This is a genomic window from Kribbella voronezhensis, assembly GCF_004365175.1.
GTDB classification, from domain to species: Bacteria; Actinomycetota; Actinomycetes; order Propionibacteriales; family Kribbellaceae; genus Kribbella; species Kribbella voronezhensis.
In genome coordinates this window covers 1,006,878-1,030,702 of record NZ_SOCE01000002.1, presented here as the reverse complement: position 1 = coordinate 1,030,702, position 23,825 = coordinate 1,006,878, and the positions used below count along the sequence as shown (strand labels likewise).

Here is a 23,825-nt window from a genome sequence, read left to right as displayed (position 1 = left end):
GGCGGCGGGCTCGCAGTACGGGGGCTCAGGCCTCGGCGAAGAAGCGGTCGAGGACTCGCGAGCCGAACTCGAGCGAGCTGGTCGGGACGCGCTCGTCGATGCCGTGGAACATGCCCATGAAGTCGAGGTCCGGCGGCAACTGCAGGGGGACGAAACCGAAGCAGCGAACGCCCAGCCGGCTCCACGACTTCGCATCGGTACCGCCCGACATCAGCAGCGGCGCGGTCCGGCTCTGCGGGTCCTCGGCCGCCAGGCACGCCTTCATCGCCTCGACCAGTCCGCCGCTGAACTCGGTCTCGAGCGCGATGTCCTCGATCACCGTCTCGCGCTGCACCTTGTCGCCCAGCAGTTCGTCGATCGTGGCGAAGAACTCGTCCTCGTACCCCGGGAGGAACCGCCCGTCGACATGCGCCTCCGCGTCACCGGGGATCACGTTCACCTTGTAGCCGGCGTTCAGCATCGTCGGGTTCGCCGTGTTGCGGATCGTCGCGCCGAACATCCGGCTGAAGCTGCCGAGCTTGGCCAGCGTCGTCGTCATGTCCTCGGGATCGAGCTCGGTGCCGAGCACGTCCTCCAGCGACTTGAGGAACTCCTTCACCGTCGGCGTCAGCCGCAACGGCCACTGGTGGTTGCCGATCCGGGTGACCGCCTCGACGAGGTTCGTCACCGCGTTGTCGTTGTTCACCATCGACCCGTGACCCGCCGTACCGCGGGCCTTCAGGCGCATCCAGTTCATGCCCTTCTCGGCGGTCTCGATCAGGTACAGGCGCAGGTCGTCCTTCACCGTCAGCGAGAACCCGCCGACCTCGCCGATCCCCTCGGTGCAGTCGGCAACGGTGTCCGGGTGATTGTTGATCAGCCACTGTGCGCCGTACAGGCCACCGGCCTCCTCGTCAGCCGTGAACACCAGCCTGACCGGCCGCCGCGGCTTCACCCCGGCCCGCTGCCGCGCCCGGACCACCGACAACACCATCGCGTCGAAGTCCTTCATGTCGACGGCCCCGCGGCCCCACACGCACCCGTCGAAGATCTCACCGGCGAACGGATCGACCTTCCAGTCCTTCGGATCAGCCGGTACGACGTCCAGGTGCCCATGGACGAGCAGCGGATCCGCTTCCTGGTCCTCGCCCTCCCAGTGCGCAACCAGGGTTGCGCGACCCGGCTCCGACTCGTAGATCGTCGACTCGATCCCGACCTCGTCGAGCTTGGCCGCCACGTACTCCGCGGCGCCCCGCTCCCCGTTGCTCTTGCCGTTGCCGTAGTTCGTCGTGTCGAACCGGATCAGCTCGGAACAGAGGTCCACCACCTCGGCCTCGGGCACGTACGGACGGTCGCTGGGAGTCGGCATAGTCATACCGCCATCCTCGCGCACCCGCCCGGTCAGAGCACGCTGAGCCCACACATCACGCCCAGCTCAGAGCACGCTCAGCCCGTACATCTCCCCCAACGGGTCCGAGATCAGCTCGATCCGGGCGCCATCAGGGTCCCGGAAGTAGATCGACGTACCGCTCTCCTCCAGGTACTCCACCCCCGCCGCATCCAGATTCCCCTTCAACCGCTGCCAGTTGGCCGGCTCGACCGAGATCGCCAGATGGTGCAGCCCACCGAGCACCTCGGCGTACGGCCCGAGCTCCAGCCCCGGGAAGTCGAAGAACGCGAGCAGGTTCCCGTTCCCGATGTCGAAGAAGAAGTGGTTCGACCCCTCGTAGTCCCGGTTCCCGACGATCTCGGTCAACGGAAACTCCAGCACCTCTTGGTAAAACTGGATCGTCCGCTCGACGTCCGCACACAACAACGCCGTGTGATGCAACCCCCGCGCCGACGACCCGCGCCCACCCTTCAGATACTCCCCCCGAATCCGCTCCCGCTCAGCCTCAATCGCTGCCAGATCAACCTCCACCACAACCCCCACCCCTCTCGTTGAACCCCGAACCACCCCATCGAACACCCCCACCCCACCCGATGTGAATTCCCCCCATGTTCTTTGCTACTGTTCTCCGGTCAGCACCGCTCCGGCGGCGCCGACCACTCGTCCGGGTGGCGGAATAGGCAGACGCGCTAGCTTGAGGTGCTAGTGCCCTTTACGGGGCGTGGGGGTTCAAGTCCCCCCTCGGACACCAACCTTATGCACACGCGGGACAGGGCTGATGAAAACGTCGGCGGCCCGCATCTGGTGGTCGTAGACGACCGCGAGTCGTAGACCTTGATAAAGCTCGACTAGACGGTCACGAGTCGCCTCCTTGAGAGCCTCCTCCATGTCCCCTAGGCCCAACACGGTCTCGCGGAAGTCCTCGGCGCTCAGCTGCTGCGCCGGCTCCAATGCATTCAACCCAGCCTCGGCTGCCCGCTTCTCCATCACGGCCGCGTTGAACTGAGCGGTCAGCTCGCTCGGATCCCAGCCGGCCTCCACCGCCCGCTGAAGCCGCGACATCGCAGCCTCCGCCGCCGCGATCCGCTCCCTCAACCTCGCCTCAACCTCCTCAGCCGGATCTGGGCCTTCTTGAGCACCCGCCATCTGAGCAACGGTTTCATCAAGATTGTCCGGACTGAACAGCCGGGAGACCCACCCATTGACCGCCTCAGCGAGCCGGTCTTCACGCAGGTACACCGTCGGCGGATGGTCCACGACGCTCCTCGATCCCGGTACCAACGTCCGGGCCGCACACCGATAGAAGATCGCGTGCTTACGCCGAGCCCCCTCCATCTTCCGCCCACAGCAAGCACATCGGATCGCGCCGCGGAACAGATAAGCCGCCTTCGGCCCCACCTTCGTCCGCTCCTGCGACGCCCGCGGAACCCGCCCTGGCCCCCGCCGAGCCCGCATCTCCAACTGAACACTCGTGAAGTCCTCAACCGACACGATCGCCGGATGCGCGGGCTCCCGAGATCGCACAATCTTCGATTGTGCCGACCGCCGAAACCGCACCACATGCCCGGCCGCAACATCATCCGGATCAAGCAACTCCTCGACCTTGTGAGACCGCCCATAGATTGCATATCCGGTGTAGCGCGGATTCTCGAGGATGGTCTTCACGGTCGTGAACTGCCACCCATCACCACTCCGATGGCGATTCTGCTCAGGCGTATGCGCCGACGGGCACAGCACACCTTCAACATTGAGCGTCGCCGCGATCGCCTTGATCCCCAGACCATCCAGATACATCCCGAAGATCCTTTGCACCACGGGCGCCGCGACTTCATCAACGGCCAGCACCCGCAACCGATACCCCCTCCTGAGCCTTCCGCGGATTCGGATGCGGCCCAGCGTCGACCACCACATACCGTACGGCGCTCGCCCTCCCTGGTGCTTCCCGTCAATCAACACCTGCGCAGCCATCGCCGCCCTCACCCGCCGCAATACATGCTGCCGTTCGCTCTTCGACAACTCACCCGTGATCGTCATCGCCATGTCATGCACCGCCTTCTCGGGCTCGAACCGGCCTCCAAGACTCGGAATCCACAACGACGCCCCAAACCGGTCAAACTTCGGCCAGGTCAAACGGAACTGGTCCCAAACCAGCACCGCGTCGCCTCCCCTACCACCAGCCCATCCCAGCCGCGGTTTAGCAGGGCCCAGAACTAGGGCAGCTGTAGACGGTGTCGGTAACCGCAGGTGTCGGTGGAGACTGGCAACCTGGCGGTATGCGCCTTAGCGAGCGGGGCTTGAGCCCGTCTAGTAGGTCCAGATGAGCGGAATCGACTGGCGGGACGTCGGACGCGACGACTTCGAGAAGATCGCCAACGCTCTGCTCGGACGTGAGTACGGGAGCCGTGGTCACGCCGTCAACGGCCGCGGCGGCGACGCCGGGATCGACTACGACGTCGACGACACCAAGATCATCTTCCAGTACAAGTTCTTCCCCGAAGGCATCCCCAGCGAGGGCACCAGACGCAATCAGGTCAAGCGCTCCTTCAAAGCAGCACTGCAACACGATCCCGATGAGTGGATCCTGGTCGTACCGGCCGCGTTGACACCGCCGGAACGGCGCTTCGTGAGCGAACTCGGCAAGGGGAAGCGTGTCAAAGTGTCGGTCCGTGACGAAACGTGGTTCACGGACCAGCTCAGCAAGCACAAGGACCTAGCGGAGCACTTCCGGTGGAGCTCAGACCTCGACTACCTCCACGCCAGGGCCGAAGCATTCCGCTTCAACCCCATCATCCGAAACCCGGATGACCTGGATGAACGCCTTAGGGATCTACGGCAGGATGTCGACCGCGTGGATCCTGACTGGACCTGGGACGTGCACATGGAGGGTGGCCGGATTACCCGATTCCTCCGCGCGAAGGATCCGTGCGCCGCCGAGCGCTCACCAATCACCATCGGTTTCACCGCTCAGGTGGACTCAGCCAGCCCCCTGGCCGTCGACCTCGCCAACGCGCAGGCCTTCGGTGTCACGAAGCCGGTAAGACTGACAGCCGACATGGTCACCCGCTTCGCCATCGGCGGACCACCTATTGTTGGAGAAGCCAATCCACACATCGAACTCCTGGTGATGCACCCAGCCCCGACCGACGCCCCATGGCAGCCTTCAGAACTCAGGCTGACCGGCGCCGACGGCCAGCGGATCGGCACCTACCTGGCAGAGACCCGTCCTCTGGCTCAAGGCATCGACGGAGTGACTGTGCAGGCCCGGATCGGCCACCACATCCAGGTCGCGTTCCGCCTGCCGTTCAGCAACGCAGCCAGCGGCTCGGCTGACCTGGACATCGGAGATCTCTCCGGAGCGCCGGCCGCCGAGGCTTTCGAGGCAGCTGACTTCATGGTCGGCCTCGACTATGCGCGGGCCGTCGAGATCTTCGTCGGAGGTACGCTCGCCACCGCGCTCGACCTCAGCACGCGGCGGGTCGACCGCAGCCTGACAGATGGGTTCTCGGACATTCGCTCGGTCGCAGCCGATCTGCGCGCGATCGAGGCTCAGCTGCCTGTCCGTTTCCGATATCCGCGTCAGCTCAACGTCGTCGAACGCATCATGATCCGAAACCTCCAGCTGATGCTCGCCGGACACTGCGTCATCCACCCAACGGCAGACGCGTTCAACGGAACCTTCAACGGAGAGACCGAGGGGCTAGCCGAGCAGGTCCTCACCACCGCTCCCCACTGGCTGCTCTACGCCACGGAGATCGGGCACATCAACCTTTTGGGACAGACCATCCAGGTCCCGAATCTGACCTACGCCGCGGTCGTTCAACTCACCGAGGATCAGCTAGCGGCGGCGCGGAACAGTCTGGCCGCCTCAGATATTGCCGGACAGCCGATCAGCTTCCCGGTACGCGCCGGCGACCGCCTGCGAATGTTTATCGGTGACCGCTTTCCCTCTGATCAGCCCATCGACTTCACTGACTGGAACCTCCCAGGTATCCGGCAACTAGGCTTACGCACAGCCGGTCAGCCACCGAAGGGACTGCAAGGATCTACATGATCACGACTGTCGCCGAGCTCCTGCAGGAGCTCATGCTGAAGGAGCGCGCGGTACTTGACGCGAGCCCAATCGAACACCGACCAACGATCGGCAGCATGTACGAGGGCCTGTCGATCGACATCCTCGGGCGAGCGATTCCGGACGGTCTGGATCTCAACCTAGTTACCGGTTTTGCTGTCGACGACGACGGGAACATGTCCGGCCAGCTCGACTGCATGCTGGTGCGCGGCGCGGGCATCCCCGTCCCGTACACCACAGCTTTCCAATGGCACATCAGAGATGTGATCGCGGTCTTCGAGATAAAGAAGACCCTCTACTCTGCCGAGCTCAAGGATGCGTTCCAGCACCTCGGGGAGGTCCGCGAATTGGAGAAGCGGTACCGAGCGAGCCTGACCGGAGACGCGGCGCTTGTCGACCTACGGCGTCCGAACCGTGCCTATGCTGAGGTCACGGGCCAGGATCCGCCGGAGTTTGGCGCGATCGAATCTCTGCCTGCCGACCGAGAAGCTCTGTTCAGGACTCTGCTCGACGAGTACCACAGCGCACTGCGGATCATCGTTGGGTTCCACGGATTCAAGTCCGAGCACTCATTCCGGGAGTCCTTGGTCTCGTACCTCACCGAGAACCTTAGGACTCCGGGGTTCGGTCCCGGAGGATTCCCGCAGTTGATAGTTTCCGGAGACTACACGCTCGCGAAAGCCAACGGTCAGCCCTACTCGAATCGCCTGACTCCTGATGGATGGTGGCCGTTCTACTTCTCGACCGCAGTCAATCCGCTCCACATGATCCTCGAATACGTCTGGACGCGGCTCGACCAGATGTTCGGCATTGGCGGGCTGTGGGGCGAGGATCTCGAGCTAGAAGTTCCACACGCGCTGCTCGTCGGCAAAGCCGAGCACACTCCTGACGGAGCCATCGGCTGGAACTACCGCTTCGTGAACAACACCCCCGAGCTACTGACGAAGCTCGGCGCCTCTGAGGCCTGGCAGCCCTTCTATCCAACCGATGAACAAGCAGTCATCCTCATGCGCTTGCAGCAAGGTAAGGATGTCCGGCTCACCGACGAGAAGCTCATCAGTTTCCTGTCTCGCCCGAGCGACGATCTCGACCAGTTCTGGGACGACCTCCTGACGTCGGGCCTAGTTGCCAAGTCCAGCGACGGGACTGAGCTAAGGCTGATCGCGACGCAATGCGACATCGCGTACCTCCCAGACGGCAGGATCGTGGCCGGCGAAAACAACACCGGCCGTCTGTCTCGCTGGATCGCCAACAACACGGCAGAGTCTGGCAAGGTCGCTGATTGATCTCGTCTGCTCGGAGAGTCAACGAAGAGGTCCACCCGGTGGTCCGGAGTCAGACGGCTCGACGCTGGACGACGGTTCCTCCTTGTCCTTGACCCAGCGGAGCAGTCTGAACACCCGCTCGCCGCGCTCCTTGGATCCGTACAGAAAGGACATCACCAGCACGTAGATGAGTGTGAGTTCTGCAATGAACAGACCCGCTGCGAGGATCGGATGGGTGGCCGCGATGACGCCTGGCGTCCCGAACAGACCCGCAAGCCCTACACCGCCGGCCATCCGTGCACCGACTGCCTTGGCCCTCCCACTCACAGGATTGGGCTCCATCGAACGTCCCTTCGACCCTTGCCGGTCGAGGTGGGGAGTCGATGACAGGCCTCAGCTCGACCAGCGTTGCTGGTTGAACTGAGGTCCGCTCCGGTGTGCTGGATCTCAGGTGGGTGCACCGTCCCTGAACGATGGTGCTGCACCACTCCTGCACGGCGTAGGGATCGAGGTCGAAATGCCACCGGTACATCCGCCTCGGTGCTGTCCTTCTCGCGAAGGAGCAGCGGTATGCGCAAAGTATGGCATCTCGCATTCGCGGTACCAAGGGTTTGTCGGCCTATCTCTACCCGTAGGCCGACAACGGTCTGGTGTCCGCTGCACCGTCGCACGCACAGCTCGTTGGCGTTCGATGGGTGTCGCCCGATGCCGCCGCTCCGTGCAGTGGGGTCGTGTTTCGCGGCCGAGCTGCCGCTTCTCGCTGGGTGGGAGGACGAGGATTGCCACTACGTCCTACCGAAGCGAGCAATGACCTAATGCGGCTCGACTCGTTAGTTAGCGAAGACCTCCGTCGGGCCGGGAATAGGATGTAACGCTTTGTGTTCGTACTCGATGTACGGGGCACCAAGAAGGCGGATCTGCACGGCCCCACGGATCTGGCAAACCGGCCCAATCGTTGGCCATCAGGAAGGCACGAAGTGATCTTTACAAGCGGGGCCGACATCACCTCGGACGGTCTGGTACAGCAGCAAGCAGGGGCGCGATGGTGGGGCATCGACATTCACGCCCACTCACCCGGGTCCTTCGACTACGGGGGCATCGAAGGTCACGCGAACAAGGCGCCCAAGCCGTCGTTCAAGGATTGGCTGCGCTCCTACATCAACGCGGGACTCGACGGCCTCGTCGTCACGGACCACAACTCGCATGCAGGAATCGAACCGGCTCGGCAGGCTCTAGCAGAACTGCGCGTCGAGAGCCCCGAGCTTCCACCATTCGTAATCTTTCCAGGCCTTGAGCTGACCGTAACCGGGGGCACTCACATTCTTGGGATCTTCGACCCGGCCTGCGACGCTGAGGTCGTCAATCGGGTTTTGACCCTTTGTGAGTACAACGGAACGCGTGGGCACAGCGACGAGACCGCCAACAAGACTGTCGTCGATGCTGCCGCGATCATCAACACCGAGGGCGGGATCTGCGTGCCCGCGCACGCCGACCAGTCTCGGGGTGTCTTCAAGATCGACTCCCGGGATCTCGAAACTTTGATCGGGTCGCAATCCATACTCGCCGTTGAAGTCGTCGACGACGCGAACGTGGGGAAGGCCGAGTCGGCGGGGTGGGTGCCTGTTCTGGGGTCCGACGCACATCATCTGACCACCGACGGCTGTCCTGATGGGCTCGAGGCAAAAGCACCAGGTACTCATCTGACTCGCATCAAGGCAGAGACTCTCGACCTCGAAGGGCTTCGGCTAGCTCTGACCGATCCCACCCACTCCGTGCGACGGGCCCGGCTCGGTGACAGCGATCCGAATAACACGGAGCACGGTCACATCGACAGAATCCGGCTCGAGCACGACGGCGTCACCGAGGACTACCGCTTCGGTCCGTGGATGAACTGCCTGATCGGCGGACGTGGAGTTGGCAAGTCAACGCTTGTCGAGGTGGTTCGCCTGGCGCTTGGCCGCAGTCATGAGTTGGCGGGGTCTGTCGCTGTTGACCTCAAACGGTTTCACCCCTCTGCAGATCGCGCTGAACGCTGGTGGGATGAGAAGACGCGGATAATCGTTGAATACACGAAGGATGGTCGGCAGCTTCGGGTCACCTGGTCAGGAGACGAGCCTGACATGTCTATCCTCGAACTCCTAGAAGGAGACGCCTGGCACCGACAAGCCGGCCGAGTATTCGACCGTGTCCCTATCCGGGTGTTCAGTCAGAAGCAGATCTACGAGCTCGCCACCTCCCCACGAAGCTTCCTGACCATCCTCGACGACATGCCGTCGATTCGGAGGAGTCAATGGGACATCGAATACGAGGAACTCGAACTCAAGTTCAAAGGTGAGCGCAACAAGCTCCGCCAGCTGCTGGCGGAGGCCGCTAGGTCCGACCGAATCCGAGGCCAGCTAGAAGAAGTGCAGGGCCGGCTGCACCGCTTGGCCGAGCTTCAATCGACCCAACAGTACGAGGAGCTAACGGAAACCGAGACTCGGATCAGGCATGCCACGACGGCCGAAGACCGAGCCGAGAGTATCGAGCAGAGCCTCGGTACCCAAGCCGCTGAGTTGCGTGGCCTCGTGACCGATGTCCTTCAGGGGACCGATTACGCTGACCGAGCGACTTCCTTTGCCTTTGCAGCGGATCTGCTCGAGCAGGCCGCGAGCGCGTTGGCGGCCGCCCGCACATCGTGGCAGAGCCAAGCGACCTCAGCATCATGGCGGGCGCGAGTTGAAGAGCTCAACGCCTGGCTGGCCGAGCAGATCGGCGCCTTTCAAGCCGATGGCGAGCAGACACAGGCGGATCGGCAGCGGGAAGCTGAACTGCAGGCGGAGCTTCTCGAGGTCGAGAGTTCCGGTGAGAGGCAGCAGGAGCAGGAGGTCGTGATCGCTCAACTGATGAAGGAACTCACCGCGAAGAGAACCGAACTCTTTAGGCGCCGTCAGGAGTTTGCCGGGCACCTCAACGCGGATTCCACCCGTACGCGCGTGAACCTTCATGCACAAGGCGACGTCGAAACCATCGGAGCTGCACTTCGCGCCCTACTCGGCTGCCCGGAGTCCTTTGAGTCCGCCTTCGGCAAAGACGGCATCGCGGCATTTCTGCTCAACCATGAACCGAAGGATCCGCGGTTCCCGATCGAAGTGGTCAAGTTCAAGGCGGCGCTCGTCGAACTGGTAGAGAAAGGCGCCGACTCCGAGATCGGGCAGTCCCTGAAGATTGATGCCCGCTTCTACAGTCGCCTCGCTGCCGCCGACACGTTCGACCTCGTCACGAACATCAAGCTTTGGTTTCCCCAGGACCTCGTGGCCGTCCAGTATCGCCAGACCGAGGGCGGCAATTTCACATCCGTCGATCAAGGATCTCCCGGCCAGAAGACGGCGGCGCTCCTTACCGTGATCCTCCAGATGGGCACCGATCCACTCTTGCTCGACCAGCCGGAGGACGATCTCGAGAACAAGCTGATCAAGCAACTCGCGGTCGAAACCCTCAAGACCATCAAAACCCGGCGGCAGATCGTCGTCTCGACGCACAACGCGAACATCGTCGTCACGTCCGCCGCCGAAAACATCCTCGTACTCGAGCACGGAGAGTCCATTCCCAAGATCGAGACCGAAGGGACACTCCAGGTTCCAGCCGTCAAGGCGAACGTCTGCGTAATCCTCGAAGGCGGCGAGGACGCCATCAAGACCCGATACCGCCGCCTCGTCGGCACCACCGACGCGTGACAGAGTTCGATGCGTCCAACCCACCGTCACGATGTCCGACTACGCAGGTCAAGCTCGAGGCGTGTGGTTCAGGTACGTGTTGCCCCGCGGGTCACGCCAATTGTCCACGCGGGACGGCACCGTGCGGCCGCCCCTGATCTTCAACGGCACTGAAACCGTGCGTTCGGTGCACTCGGTGGAAGAGGTTGCCGAGCGGATCAGCAGTCAGCCCATCGAGGCGGCTGTCCGCGCCGCCGAGACGGAGTGTGGTTCTGCATCAACCAGGACCGTGTGCGGCACGGCAAGCGAAAGTGGTTTGCCGCCTAAAGGAGAGTTGGCTCATGGCAGACAGTATGCCGCGCCGGACTCTCTACACCCGGGCGGACTGGGACAGAGCCGATGCACGCTCCGAGCTGACTGGCCAGGACGTTCTCGATCGGCTCTCACGCATGGCCGTACACGAATTCGGCGAGGAAGGTCCCGCGGCGTACGACGAGGACGGCTTCTTCCTGTCCCTGATCGCCGAGGGTCTCAAGCTCGAGGGCGGCATCTCCCTGGTCGTGCACATGAACGACCATCAGCCGCCCCACGTTCATGTGAAGCGCCCGGGCGAGAACGACATCCGCCTCGGCCTCGCGGACGGCTCTCTGCTCGATGACCTACCACCGGGCGCGTCCGCCCGGAAGATTCGGCACATGCAGCAATTGGTCGCCGAGCACGGCGCCCTCCTCCAGACCTGGTGGGACAAGGGCCCAGGACGCCAGCAATGAGCCACCTGCCTCCGCCGCGGCCCCTGCTGACCGAGTAGCTGTGAGGCAGAGGCCGGAGCTCCCTGGCTCGATTCCACGCGCTGACGGCAACGACTGAGCAAATCTCGGCCTCCGATCAATGGTTACGGGGTTGGCCCTGGCAGATCGGGCTCAAGCTCGAGATGTGTGGTTAGGGTGGGTGTTGCTCCTCGGACACAGACAAAGCCGCAGACCCATTGGGGTCAGCGGTTTTTGGTTGCCTCGGGTGTGGCGGGGCGCAGACAGGAATTCCAACAAGTCTCATCAAGATTCGCACGGTCGTGGCTTCCTACCCCTCGGCCAGAACCGCACGGCGGCCGGGCATCAAGCCGGTATCGCCGTCACGTGGCATGCTGCGTCGGTGACCCTGTACCTACACCGCGCCGAACGCACAGATGTGCTGGCCGACGGGCTGGGGCATTTGCTCGCCGTACCCCTCGCCGACCCGTTCGCCGAAGAACTCGTAGTGGTGCCGGCCAAAGGCGTTGAGCGCTGGCTGTCTCAGCGGCTCGCGCATCGGCTCGGTGCCGCCGAGGGGCGGGCGGACGGGGTGTGCGCCGGAGTGCGGTTCACCACGCCACGTTCGTTGGTCTCTGTGGTCTTGGGTCTCGGTGATGACGATCCCTGGGCCGCGGACGCGATGGCTTGGCCGCTGCTTGCGGTCCTCGACGAATCGCTCGACGAGGGCTGGTTCAGGCCCGTTGCCCGGCATCTCGGCCATTTCGACACAGGCGCGGAGGCCGAGCTACGTCAGGGCCGCCGGTACGCCGTTGCCGCGCGGCTGGCGCGGCTCTTCGCGTCGTACGCCGTACAGCGGCCAACCGTCCTCGCGGACTGGAGCAACGGACGCGACACTGACGGCCGCGGTGAGGCGATCGATGACGATCTGGCCTGGCAGCCCGAGCTCTGGCGGCGACTGGTCGATCGAATCGACGCACCCCCGCCGAACATCCGCCACTCCGACACGCTCGCCCAGCTCCGCGACCGACCGGAGTCTCTCGACCTGCCTGCACGACTCTCGCTGTTCGGACACAACAGGATCCCGGTCACCGAGGTCGAACTGCTCTCCGCGCTGGCCGAGCACCGCGACATACACCTGTGGCTCCCCCACCCCAGCAGCGCCCTCTGGGAACGGTTGAAAACAGTTCGCACCGCGACAGGCGACCGTGCCTCCGACACCAGCCATCAACAGGCCGAGCATCCGCTCCTGGCGACCCTCGGGCGGGACAGCCGCGAGCTTCAATCAACCCTGGCCGGCGCATCGACCACCGATGTCCACCTTCCATCGCCACCAGAACCCAACACGCTTCTCGGCTGGCTGCAGAACGACTTGCGCAGCAACACTCTCGCTCCCGATGGCCGCCGCCTGGCGGCCGGTGACCGCAGCGTTCAGGTCCACGCCTGCCACGGCGCGGCGCGGCAAGTCGATGTACTGCGCGAGGTCCTTCTGGGGATGCTCCAGGCAGACCACACGCTGGAACCCCGCGACATCATCGTCATGTGCCCCGACATCGAGACGTACGCGCCATTGATCAGCGCTCGCTTCGGCCTCGGAGACCTCCGCAATGACGGCCACCCGGCGCATCGGTTGCGGGTGCAGCTGGCCGACCGGTCGCTCACTCAGACCAATCCCCTGCTCGGTGTCGCGTCCCAGCTGCTCGGGGTCGCCGGCAGCAGAGCGACCGCCAGCCAGTTGCTCGACCTGGCACAGACCGAGCCGGTACGCCGCCGCTTCCGGTTCACCGATGACGATCTGGACACCATCACCGCCTGGGTCCGCGAATCGGGCGTCCGCTGGGCATTCGACCAGGATCAGCGCGCACCGTACGGCCTGGCCGATTACCGACAGAACACGTGGCGCTTCGGCATCGACCGGATCCTCGCCGGGGTGGCGATGTCGGCCGATGCGCACGCCTGGATCGACACGACCCTGCCGCTCGACGATGTCGGCAGCACCCGGATCGAGCTGGCCGGCCGGTTCGCGGAGTACGTCGATCGGTTGCAGGCGGCAACCAAGCGACTCGATGGCAGGCGTCCACTCGCAGACTGGCTCGACGCGTTGCGGGAGAGCATCGATCAGCTGACCCGGGTAGTCCCCGATGACAACTGGCAGGTCAGCCAGGTGCATCGCGAGTTCGCCGAGGTCGCCGCCGACGCCGGTCAGCTGGCGCAGACACCGCTGAGGCTCCCCGACATCAGGGCCCTCTTGTCCAGTCATCTGGCCGGCCGCCCGAGTCGCGTCAGCTTCCGGACCGGCACACTGACCATCTGCACGATGGTGCCGATGCGATCGGTCCCGCATCGCGTGGTCTGTCTGCTGGGGCTCGACGACGGCATCTTCCCGCGGTCCGGTCTCGCCGACGGGGACGACGTACTGGCCCGGACCCCGCTCACGGGCGAACGTGACGTCCGCAGCGAGGATCGCCAACTGCTGCTGGACGCAGTCCTTGCCGCCACCGAGTCCTTGGTGATCACCTACACCGGCGCCAACGAGTACTCCGGACAACGACGGCCACCCGCAGTCCCTCTGGGCGAACTCCTCGACGTCCTGGACCGCACCACCGAGTCAAGCGTCCGGGAAGCGGTGCTGGTCAACCACCCGCTTCAGCCCTTCGACCGTAAGAACCTCGAACCAGGACAGCTCGGCACACCCGGGCCCTTCACCTTCGACCCAACCGCGCTGGTCGCAGCGCGAGCTGCTTCGGGACTCCGGCCACCACGACCAGAGTTTCTGGCCGGACAACTGGCAGTGGTCAGCAGCGAGGACATCGCGTTGGCCGACCTGTTGGCGTTCTTCCGGCATCCCGTGAAGGGCTATTTCAGAGCTCTCGACCTGACCCTGCCGTGGGAGGTCGACGGCCTCTCGGACGAGATGCCGGTGGAGATCGACAACCTCCAGAAATGGTCGGTCGGCGACCGGCTGCTCCGCGACATGCTTGCCGGCGTCAATCCGAATGACGCGCTGCAAGCAGAGTGGCGGCGAGGCACTCTGCCACCCGGACGACTCGGCTGGCGGACCGCAACCGCCGTCCGCGACGAAGCCAAGCAGCTCGCGATCGCTGCCCACCGGCACCGGCTGACCAGCCCCAGGGCCTTCGACCTGGACATCGACCTCGGTGGCGGCCGGCGGCTTACCGGCACTGTGCCGAGCGTCCACGGTCACCGGCTGGTCTCGGTCGGATTCTCCCGGCTCGATGCCAGGCAGCTGTTGTCCTCATGGATCCAGCTGCTCGCCCTTTCCGCCAACGACGAGGATCACAACTGGACAGCTCTGGTCATCGGGCGGGGACGGAACAGTCCGGCGAGCCGGCTCCTCGGTCCGGTCGGCCCGGAAGCACGTGCGCTGCTTGCCGACCTGGCCGCTATCTACGACGCGGGTCGACGCGAGCCCCTTCCGCTGCCGCTCAAGACTTCGCTCGCCTGGTACGAGGCACGCCGCAGCGGCGACGACCCGGCTATGGCGGCCGGTCGGCGCTGGCGCCCGGCCGCGTACGACGGTGAGAACGCCGACCTGGCGCACGTTCGGGTCTGGGGTCCCTACACACAGCTCGACGTACTGCTGGACGCGACGCGTCCCGATGAGGAGCTCCCAGGCGAACCGACCCGGCTCGGCGCCTATGCCGCCCGGCTCTGGGAGCCGATGCTTCGCTTCGAGCAAGCGGTGACGTGATGAAACCCTTCGATCTGCTCGGAGAACTACCGACCGGAACCACCGTCTTGGAGGCGAGTGCCGGAACCGGCAAGACCTATGCATTGGCTGGGCTCGTCACCCGCTTCGTGGCCGAGGGGCGGGCCAGGCTCGATCAGATGTTGCTGATCACCTTCGGGCGCGCGGCCAGCCAGGAACTCCGCGAACGCGTCCGCACCCAACTGCTCGACGCCGAACTCGCCCTGTCCGACCCGACCAACTGGCTGGACGACCCGGGTCTACTCGGCCACCTCGTCAACGGCACCACCGACGACATCGCCTTACGGCACTCACGCGTTCGCGATGCACTGGCCAACTTCGACGCGGCCACCATCGCCACCACCCACCAGTTCTGCCAGCTCGTACTACGCTCGCTCGGCGTCGCCGGTGACACCGACACCGGCGTCACACTGGTCGACGACCTCAGGGACCTCGTCACCGAGGTGGTCGACGACCTCTACCTCAACCTCTTCGGGGGTTCCGCGGACCAGCCGCCCATCACTCGGGGCACCGCCCTCGAGATCGCGCTGAAGGCGGTCAGCAACCCGCACACCCGGCTGGTTCCGGACGAGTACGCCGACGCCTCTCCCGAGGGAGTCCGGGTCGAGTTCGCGCACGCCGTACTCGCCGAGATGGAGCACCGCAAACGTCGCCTCGGCATCCTCGGCTACGACGACCTGCTCACCCGCCTCGCCGCCGCGCTGGAAGATCCCGAAGCACCAGCCCGACGGCAGATGCAACGCCGATGGTCAGTGGTGATGGTCGACGAGTTCCAAGACACCGACCCGGTGCAATGGAAGGTCATCGACACCGCCTTCAACGGGCACAGCACACTGGTCCTGATCGGCGACCCCAAACAGGCCATCTATGCCTTCCGCGGCGGGGACATCGCGACCTACCTCACGGCCGCAGCCACCGCCGGGCAACGCCGCACCCTCGACACCAACTGGCGTAGTGACCAGCCACTGGTCGAGTCTCTCCAGGTTGTCCTCGGCGGCGCCCAACTCGGCGACCCCGGCATCGTCGTTCACCCGGTTGCCGCCCACCACCAGGGCAGCCGGCTCGCCGGAGCGCCGTCCGCCGCGCCGTTCCGGCTCCGGGTCGCCCGCAGGGAACAGTTCGGCTCGCCCCGGCGCAAGAGCATTCCGATGGACGACCTCCGCAGCTACATCGCTCGCGACCTGGCCGGCGATATCGGCGGCCTGCTCGCCGCCGACGCAACATACGACGGCCGGCCGCTCCGCGCCGGTGACATCGCGGTGATCGTCGAGACGCACAAGGACGCGCGGGTCTGCCGGGAGGAACTGGCCCGGGCCGGAATCCCTGCCGTCTACTCCGGTGACCTCGACATCTTCGCGTCGGAGGCCGCCAAGGACTGGCTGTGCCTGCTCGAGGCCTTCGAGCAGCCCCATCGCTCCGGGCTGGTCCGTGCCGCGGCGACCACAATGTTCTTCGGCGAGACAGCTGCGGGCCTACGGACCGGCGGCGAAGAGCTCACCGACCGGACCGGACAGACGCTACGAGCGTGGGCGGACCGACTGCGAACCAGCGGCGTCGCGGCCGTCTTCGAGGCCGCACAGGTCCACGGGATGACCGAGCGAGTACTCGCGTGGCGCGGCGGCGAACGCGACATGACCGACCTTGCGCACCTGGCCGAACTGCTCCACGAGACGGCGCACCGGGAAGGATTCGGACTGCCGGCCCTCCTGGACTGGCTGCGGAAGGAGACCAGCGGCAACGGACGCACAACCGAACGAACCCGTCGGCTCGACAGCGACGCCGCTGCTGTCCAGATCATGACGGTGTGGGTCAGCAAGGGCCTCCAATACCCCGTCGTCTACCTGCCGTTCGGTTTCACCCGCCACGTTGTCGAGGAGACCGAGCTGCTGGTCTTCCACAAGGACGGCGACCGCTGCCTCGACCTCGGCGGCAAGAGCCACCGTGGCCATCGGGCCAACCAGAAACTCTGGCGGGCCGAGGAGGCCGGCGACGACATCCGCCTCACCTACGTCGCACTGACCCGGGCTCAATCTCAGGTCGTGGCCTGGTGGGCACCGTCCTGGGACGAGATCAACGGCGGGATCTCGCGGCTCCTCCGCGGCCGCAAACAAGGCGAAGCGGTCGTACCCGACACACTGGACAGATCGTCGTCCGATGACGAGGTCCTGATCTGGCTCCGGCGCTGGCAACAGGCTGGAGGGCCAGTGGTCGAGGACTCGGCCATCACCGAACCGGCCGAGGCTGTCCACGAGGAGCTACCCGGTGGGCTCGCAGTCGGAAGATTCTCCCGCGAGGTCGACCTCGCCTGGCGCCGTACGTCGTACTCCGGACTGATCCGTGCGGCGGATCAGCAGCTCGGTGGTGTCGCCAGCGAACACGAAGAGAGCCAACTCGAGGACGAGTCCGTCGATCCGACCCCGATGCCGGAGGCCGCGTCTGCCGATGCTCTCCCGTCTCCGATGGACGGGCTGCCGACCGGAGCCACATTCGGATCGTTGGTCCACGCAGTACTCGAGGAGGCCGATCCAAAGGCGCCAGATCTGCACGCCGAGTTGGCCAGACGGATTCGCGAACAGTTGCGGTTCTGGCGGGTCGACGTGACAGCCGATGCCTTGGCCACAGCGATGTTGCCGCTGCACAACACGCCACTCGGACCGCTCGTTCCCGGCCTGACCCTCGGCGACCTGGTCCGCGCCGACCGGCTCCGCGAACTCGAATTCGAGATCCCGCTGGCCGGCGGCGATCATCCGACGGCGACCGACGTACGACTCGCCCAGTTGGCACCACTGCTGCGCACCTACCTGTCGTCGGATGATCCGCTCCTCGCGTACGCCGACCGCCTCGAACAGCCGCTACTCGGCCAGCAGAGCCTGCGGGGTTATCTCTCCGGCTCGATCGACGTAGTACTGCGAGTTCCGCACGGCCAGAGCGACCGGTTCGTAGTTGTCGACTACAAGACCAACCGGCTCGGCGACCCGGAACAGCCCGCCACATCCGCGGAGTACGGCCCGGATGAGCTAGGCGCCGCGATGCTGCACTCCGACTATCCGTTGCAAGCGATGCTCTACTCAGTGGTGCTACACCGCTACCTTCGTTGGCGGCTACCCGCCTACGACCCCGACGTACATCTCGGCGGAGTGATCTACCTCTACCTGCGCGGAATGTGCGGACCCGAGACACCACACGTGAACGGACACCCAGCAGGGGTGTTCAGCTGGCCGATCCCGACAGCGCTCGTGCTGGCGTTGTCCGACCTGCTCGACGGAAGCGCGACATGACCACCACCATCGACGAGTTCGACTCAACCCTTGCGCTCGGCGCAACCGGGATCCTGCGCGACTTCAATCAAGCCGGAGTCATCATCGCCGCCGATGTCCACGTGGCCTCGAGGCTCACCACCCTGCTTGCTGAAGGCAACCAATCGGTGGCACTCGCCTGCGCTTTGACAGCACGCGCGGTCCGCGCCGGCTCCATCTGCCTCGACCTGACCGGCGTTCGGGACGAGGTCGGCGAAGACGGCGCCGAGCTGGCCTGGCCTAGCCCGGACGAATGGCTGACGGCAATCAAAGCCAGTCCCCTGCTCGCCGCTCCCCAGCCCCTCCACCTCGAGGACACTCGCCTGTACTTCGATCGCTACTGGCGAGAAGAGGACCAAGTCGAGCAGGACCTTCGCCGCCGAGCCGGCCGACCCTCGCCGGCCATCGCCAACGAAGCTGCTCTGCTCGCAGGGCTTGACCGGCTCTTCCCCGGTACGGCGTACAACGAACAGCGGGGCGCGGCCGAGACGGCCACCCGGCAATGGACGACAGTTCTGACGGGTGGGCCCGGTACCGGCAAGACCACCACCGTCGCCGGCCTGCTCGCCCTGCTCGCGGAACAGGCAGAACTCGCCGGGGACCGCCGCCCATGGATCGCATTGACGGCACCGACCGGCAAGGCCGCGGGCCGCCTCGAAGAAGCCGTACGGCGCGAAATGAAGGAACGCCTCAGCGCGGAGGACCGGGACAGACTCGGCGAATTCCACGCCCGAACCCTGCACATGCTGCTCGGTGGACGCCCCGACTCGTCGACCCGATTCCGCCACGACCGGGACAATCGGCTACCGCACGACATCGTCGTCGTCGACGAAACCTCCATGGTTTCGCTGACGATGATGGCGCGACTCCTCGAGGCGCTCCGGCCCGAGACCCGGCTGATCCTGGTCGGCGACCCCGACCAGTTGGCCTCCATCGAAGCGGGAGCAGTACTCGCCGACCTCGTCGAGGGACTGGTTGCCGGCGGCCACATCGAAGCAGCCGAACTGCGCACCTCTCATCGATTCGGCGGTGAGATCGGGAAGCTGGCACTGGCTGTCCGCGACGACCAGCCAGATGTCGTTCTCGACGTACTGCGCGACGGCGGCGACCGAGTGCATTTCATCGAAGACGACGACCCCCGCGAAACGCTTCGATCCACGCTATTGCCCGATGCGCTGGCAATTCGGGAAGCTTCCCAGGCCGGCGACGCCGACACCGCGCTGGCAGCCTTGGACCGCCATCGCCTTCTCTGCGCCCACCGCGAAGGACCATGGGGCGTCAGTCACTGGAACCGAACCGTCGAGCGCTGGATCACCGAAGAAACCGAAGACCCGCTCTGGGACACCTGGTACGTCGGCCGACCGGTACTGGTGACCGCCAACGACTACGCCCTGGGCATCTACAACGGCGACGTCGGCGTGACGATCCGACGCCCCGACGGCTCCCTCCGAGTCTGCATCGACAGCTCCCGCGGCCGCCTCGACTTCGCTCCCAGCCGACTCGGCAACATCGAAACCCTCCACGCCATGACCATCCACAAAGCCCAAGGCAGCCAGGCCGATGAAGTCACCGTCCTGCTGCCAGGTGAAGAATCCCGCCTCCTCACCCGCGAACTCTTCTACACAGCGATCACCCGCGCACAGGAGCGTGTACGCGTCGTCGGCACCGAGACCGCCGTACGCCTGGCCCTGAGCCGCCGAGCACTCCGCGCCACCGGCCTCCGCCAACGCCTGACCACCGGCAACCTCCCCAGCCACTCCTGTCAGAAGTAGCCAACGAGGCGCCAACCCGAATCGCGCTGGCCCCCACGGCTGTCGGCGCCGGCAGTTATGGTTTGGGTCCTCACCAAGGGAGATCCATGAGCAACAGCGACACTCCGGCCGTGCCCGTTTGGACACTGTCCACAGCCGAGACCTCCAGCATTCCGGCGGTGGCCGACGAAGGCGCGCTCACCCCGGAACGCTTGGCCGAACTTCGCACGGCGCTCGCCTCGTTCTCATCGGTCCCGCTAGTGACCCTCGAGGCCCATCCGTTGCCGAAGAGGCGCAGCCGCGCGACGGGCCTGCCGCTCGACGCTCTCAGCCCTCTCGCGCAGGAGCTCTCGCGCCTGGTGGCAGCGAATGCGAAGAACGTGTCTGCGGTCGCGCAGGTCGCGGAGTCCGGTGAGGTCCTTTACCGCATGCTGGTGCCGGCGAAGGTTGCCGCGCAGCTCGGCAAGGGCCTCGTCAAGCCGATGGCATCCAAAGCCATCGCGAACGGGGTGTACGGCACCATGGTTGACGCCGCGACCAACGTGGCGGTCGCGAAGGCAACCCTGGTTCCCGTCGAAAAGGCGGCCGCCGGCACCCCGGCTGCCGGCACCGCCGCCGGAGGTATCGCTGCGGGAGCTGCGTTCACTGTGGCCGCGCCTCTGGTTCTGATGGCGATCGCGGTCGCCGCGAGCGCGTATGCCGACCAGCAGCGCCAGAAAGCTATCGAGCACATCGCCGACTTGCTCGAGAAGCTGAACGACGACAAGTTGGAGCAGGAACGCAGCGAGCTTGACGGATGCCGCGACGCGATCGACAAGGCCACTGCGCTGCTGCTGGATCGCGGAAAGGTCGGAGCCTCACTCGGCCTCGACTCGGCTGTCCACGCGATCAGCACGGCAACACAGAAGGCCGCCCGCCGGGTGCAGAAGTGGGAGGACGCCCTTGGTGCCATAGTCAACAACCGCGTCGAAGTCCCCGACCTGGAGGCTGCGTTCCGCGGCATCAGTAAAGAGGGAGGCGAATTCCGCACCCATGTCGAACTGGCGGCCCTCGCCATCGCGCTGAAACGTCGCGTAGTCGTCCTGCAAGGCGTGGAAGCCGGTCAGAGCGACCCCGACAACCCGTTTGAAAACTTTGTCCGAAGCCTTCGGGCCGACCACCAGCGGATCGACGAGTTGGAAACACGCGTCGACAACGTTCTCCTGCGACTCTCGACCCTTGAGTTGCGGCCTCCGCAGGGCCGGATCGACAAGGTCATGACTCGAGGCCAGGTCGACGGCCTCCTTGGGACGTCCTATCGACTCAGAGCCCTTGGCGAGGGAGTTGCAGCCGCAGCCCCGACGGCAGAAGTCGTCATCGAAATCGAGAAGCACAGCGACGGGACGCTCCTGGTCCTTCCGGCTCACACGCCCTGACCGCAAGACCACGGCCCCCGCCCGCATCGAACGAAGCCTTCGCGGCCTGCCCCCCACCCTGGGATTGACCCGGTTCCACGGACCTCAGCCGCAGCGCCCTCCGCGCAACCCGCCTTCGCCATCGGCAGACAGGCCTCACCGATCGTGCCTAAACTCCCCAAATGGTGAGCGATGAATTAGTCGAAGCAGATTGGCCAGCCGTCACGGGGTGGATGTGGCTGGAAGAATGCGGCGGACCTGACGGAGCGGTCGTGCCGTTCCTCGAGCTCTCATACGCCCGCGGTGTGGAGCCCGTCGGCCTATCCCTGCCATACACCTCATCCTTGCTGCTGCTCTGGTGGGAATCGATTGCACATCCCCTCCAACCCGGAGATGAGCCCGGTTGGGTGCCCGCCTGGGTGTGGATAGAGCAAAGCGGCAACACCCAAGTCGAATGGGCGTCCTTGGACCGAAACAGCGATGTGACCCCACGGCAACTAGTCATGCCCACTTCAGCACGAGGGCGCTCGGCTGTCCGCAAGGCAGTAGCTACGGCGCTCACGCAGTTGACCGGGAAACCAACGGTGGAGGCCGCTGTCGCGGCCATTGAATCCTCCCAGCATGACCAGCCCACCGACTCAGAAATGCAAGAGCCCACCATCGATGACGACGACCTATCTGCGAATCCCTCCGACAACACGCAATCTGAGGACGAAGCGTGGCCGACGTTGCCGGTATGGATCTGGCTTGAGGCCGACGAGCACGGAATCTGGCAAGCAAATGCAAGCCTAAGTCCGGCTGATGGCGCCACCGCGACGGCTTTCGACGCTCCAATGTCCCCAATTGGCCTCACCTGTTTGTGGCTGCCAGTCGTGAAAGCACTGAGAAACATTGAGACCCGAGATTTGCGCCCGAGAGCCGTGCCGGTGTGGCTTTGGACCGAAGAGGATGGCGATGAGCTCGTTGCCGGATTCTCGTTCGAGCGCGTCGAAGGCATCAAATCACACTTCCTCGACGTCCCTCACGACGAGCAGTCGCTAACCGGCCTTCGTGAGGGGCTGGGGGCGGCGATGGTCTGGCTGACTGGTTGCGAGTCTGCAGATGGGGCAGCGCGGGAGCTCATGAAGCAGCCATTGAGCACACCGTGGTCGAACGGAAAGCCCCGTACTCGCGTCAAGCGCAAGCCCAAACGCGCTACTAAGAAGCGTGTAAGCAAGAGATCGAGTGAGCGCGAAATGGTCATCCCAAGGATCCGGATCGTCAGCGGTGGCGCACCCGGCTTGGGCAAACGTCGCTAGACGGCCTCAATACGACCAGCCTGAGGACGCGCTGCACGCGCCGTGGACCAAGGAGTATCTCGTACCCTGATTGCGGAGCTGCGCGGCACGCGGCAGCATTTGTTCGCGACGCGGAGACCGTCGATCGTGGTCAGTGCAGAGGCGGAGCAAATCACCACGCTGAAGGCCACCGCCGGTCGCAGAGAGGTTAAGCGCCCCGGCTCGCTAGAGCGTCATGCCGTCAACGAGCGCGTCGTCTACCACGTCGAGGCCGGGCGCGATCCCTTCCGGTCTCGCAGCAGCAAGCTCAACTCTGACACTAGAGGCGATCGGCGAGGTCGTGAAGTGACGAACGCCGCTGCGTGGCATCGACCAGTCGACCAACGGGAACCGCCCCGACTCCTGGGACTGACCCGTTTTGACGGACATCCGAGGTCAGGAGCTTGTGCTCCGGAAGGATGTTCATCATGGAGTCCATGGGCAAGAAGAAGCCAAGGCCTCGTCGTTCGTTCACTGCTGAGTTCAAGGCCGAGATCGTCGAGCTGTGCCAGCGCGGCGACCGGACGGTCGGTCAGGTCGCGAAGGACTTCGATCTGACCGAGACCGCGGTGCGCGAGTGGCTGAAGCAGGCCGAGCGCGACGCAGGCACCGGCGACGGCGGGCTGACCACGAGCGAGAAGGACGAGCTCGCCCAGTTGCGCCGCGAGAACCGTCGGCTGCGCGAAGACGTCGAAATCCTCAAGCGGGCAACGGCTTTCTTCGCCAAGGAGACCCGGTGAACTGTTACCCATTCATCGAGGCGGAAAGCAGGGCAACCACAACGTGAAACGGGCGTGTGAGTTGCTGCAGGTCTCCCGTTTCCGCCTACTACGCCGACCGCGTCGCCAGGCCCTCGTCGCGTGAGCAGCGTGATGTTGAGCTGACCGGCAAGATCATCGCGATCCACGACGAATCGGAACTGACCTACGGCTCGCCGCGGGTCCACCACGAACAACTCGAGCAAGGGCAGCGGTGTTCCCGTAAGCGGGTCGTGCGGCTGATGCAGGCCGCCGACCGGCACGGCCGGGTCCCGAGGCGATGGAAGAAGACCACGATCCCTGACCCGGACGCCGCGCAACGACCCGATCTGATCAGTCGCGACTTCGCCATCGACCCCGACCACCCCGGACAGCTGGACCGCCGCTGGTGCGGCGACATCACCTACATCCAGACCTTGCAAGGCTGGCTCTAGCT

At 65.0% G+C, this 23,825-nt stretch carries 15 protein-coding genes and 1 tRNA gene; 12 read left to right on the top strand and 4 right to left on the bottom strand.

What is annotated here, in order from left to right; genetic code table 11:
* Nucleotides 1-25: 25 nt before the first annotated feature.
* Together EV138_RS32010 and EV138_RS32005 are read right to left on the bottom strand one after the other, a co-directional pair.
* The gene (locus tag EV138_RS32010; RefSeq protein ID WP_133983606.1) at nucleotides 26-1,354 is read right to left on the bottom strand and encodes a M20/M25/M40 family metallo-hydrolase; all 1,329 of its coding nucleotides are present in this window, start codon (nucleotides 1,352-1,354) and stop codon (nucleotides 26-28) included.
* 60 nt (nucleotides 1,355-1,414) lie between these two features.
* Complete coding sequence (locus EV138_RS32005) at nucleotides 1,415-1,903, bottom strand: VOC family protein (RefSeq protein WP_133983605.1); 489 nt, start codon at nucleotides 1,901-1,903, stop codon at nucleotides 1,415-1,417.
* Nucleotides 1,904-2,031: 128 nt separating this feature from the next.
* Here EV138_RS32005 and EV138_RS32000 point away from each other — a divergent pair.
* Nucleotides 2,032-2,120: transfer RNA gene (locus EV138_RS32000), tRNA-Leu, on the top strand.
* Here the strand turns inward: EV138_RS32000 and EV138_RS31995 are convergent.
* Nucleotides 2,099-3,523 (bottom strand): recombinase family protein, encoded by a 1,425-nt coding sequence (locus EV138_RS31995; protein ID WP_133983604.1) that lies wholly within the window; start codon nucleotides 3,521-3,523, stop codon nucleotides 2,099-2,101. The genes EV138_RS32000 and EV138_RS31995 overlap by 22 nt on opposite strands.
* A 163-nt stretch (nucleotides 3,524-3,686) precedes the next feature.
* On the opposite strand from EV138_RS31995, the gene EV138_RS31990 reads away from it, so the two are divergent.
* Both EV138_RS31990 and EV138_RS31985 read left to right on the top strand, forming a co-directional pair.
* On the top strand, nucleotides 3,687-5,420 hold the full coding sequence (locus EV138_RS31990; RefSeq protein WP_133983603.1) for a hypothetical protein: 1,734 nt from the start codon (nucleotides 3,687-3,689) through the stop codon (nucleotides 5,418-5,420).
* Nucleotides 5,417-6,724 carry a DUF6602 domain-containing protein gene (locus tag EV138_RS31985; protein WP_133983602.1) on the top strand — a complete coding sequence of 436 codons (1,308 nt, stop codon included), beginning with the start codon at nucleotides 5,417-5,419 and terminating at the stop codon, nucleotides 6,722-6,724. The genes EV138_RS31990 and EV138_RS31985 overlap by 4 nt, the downstream gene beginning before the upstream one ends.
* An 18-nt stretch (nucleotides 6,725-6,742) precedes the next feature.
* Here EV138_RS31985 and EV138_RS31980 read toward each other — a convergent pair whose 3' ends face one another.
* Nucleotides 6,743-6,997: a hypothetical protein gene (locus tag EV138_RS31980; RefSeq protein WP_133983601.1), complete on the bottom strand. Its 255-nt coding sequence runs from the start codon at nucleotides 6,995-6,997 to the stop codon at nucleotides 6,743-6,745.
* 584 nt (nucleotides 6,998-7,581) lie between these two features.
* On the opposite strand from EV138_RS31980, the gene EV138_RS31975 reads away from it, so the two are divergent.
* The 9 genes from EV138_RS31975 to EV138_RS31935 all read left to right on the top strand — a co-directional run bounded on the left by EV138_RS31975 (nucleotide 7,582) and on the right by EV138_RS31935 (nucleotide 23,823).
* The gene (locus EV138_RS31975; RefSeq protein WP_202867026.1) at nucleotides 7,582-10,419 is read left to right on the top strand and encodes a TrlF family AAA-like ATPase; all 2,838 of its coding nucleotides are present in this window, start codon (nucleotides 7,582-7,584) and stop codon (nucleotides 10,417-10,419) included.
* Nucleotides 10,420-10,739: 320 nt separating this feature from the next.
* Nucleotides 10,740-11,168: a DUF4160 domain-containing protein gene (locus EV138_RS31970; RefSeq protein WP_133983600.1), complete on the top strand. Its 429-nt coding sequence runs from the start codon at nucleotides 10,740-10,742 to the stop codon at nucleotides 11,166-11,168.
* A gap of 379 nt (nucleotides 11,169-11,547) precedes the next feature.
* Nucleotides 11,548-14,856, top strand: a complete 3,309-nt coding sequence (gene recC / locus EV138_RS31965) for an exodeoxyribonuclease V subunit gamma (protein WP_133983599.1) — start codon at nucleotides 11,548-11,550, stop codon at nucleotides 14,854-14,856.
* Nucleotides 14,856-18,152, top strand: a complete 3,297-nt coding sequence (locus EV138_RS31960; RefSeq protein ID WP_133983598.1) for a UvrD-helicase domain-containing protein — start codon at nucleotides 14,856-14,858, stop codon at nucleotides 18,150-18,152. The genes recC and EV138_RS31960 overlap by 1 nt, the downstream gene beginning before the upstream one ends.
* A complete protein-coding gene (gene recD / locus EV138_RS31955) occupies nucleotides 18,149-19,942 on the top strand; it encodes an exodeoxyribonuclease V subunit alpha (RefSeq protein ID WP_133983597.1) in 1,794 nt (597 codons plus the stop codon). The genes EV138_RS31960 and recD overlap by 4 nt, the downstream gene beginning before the upstream one ends.
* 86 nt (nucleotides 19,943-20,028) lie before the next feature.
* Complete coding sequence (locus EV138_RS31950; protein WP_133983596.1) at nucleotides 20,029-21,336, top strand: hypothetical protein; 1,308 nt, start codon at nucleotides 20,029-20,031, stop codon at nucleotides 21,334-21,336.
* Between the two features lie 161 nt (nucleotides 21,337-21,497).
* Nucleotides 21,498-22,613: a hypothetical protein gene (locus tag EV138_RS31945; RefSeq protein ID WP_133983595.1), complete on the top strand. Its 1,116-nt coding sequence runs from the start codon at nucleotides 21,498-21,500 to the stop codon at nucleotides 22,611-22,613.
* Between the two features lie 446 nt (nucleotides 22,614-23,059).
* Nucleotides 23,060-23,371, top strand: a complete 312-nt coding sequence (locus EV138_RS31940) for a transposase (RefSeq protein WP_166678833.1) — start codon at nucleotides 23,060-23,062, stop codon at nucleotides 23,369-23,371.
* Between the two features lie 56 nt (nucleotides 23,372-23,427).
* Nucleotides 23,428-23,823: an IS3 family transposase gene (locus tag EV138_RS31935; RefSeq protein ID WP_133983593.1), complete on the top strand. Its 396-nt coding sequence runs from the start codon at nucleotides 23,428-23,430 to the stop codon at nucleotides 23,821-23,823.
* The last annotated feature ends 2 nt before the right edge of the window (nucleotides 23,824-23,825 follow it).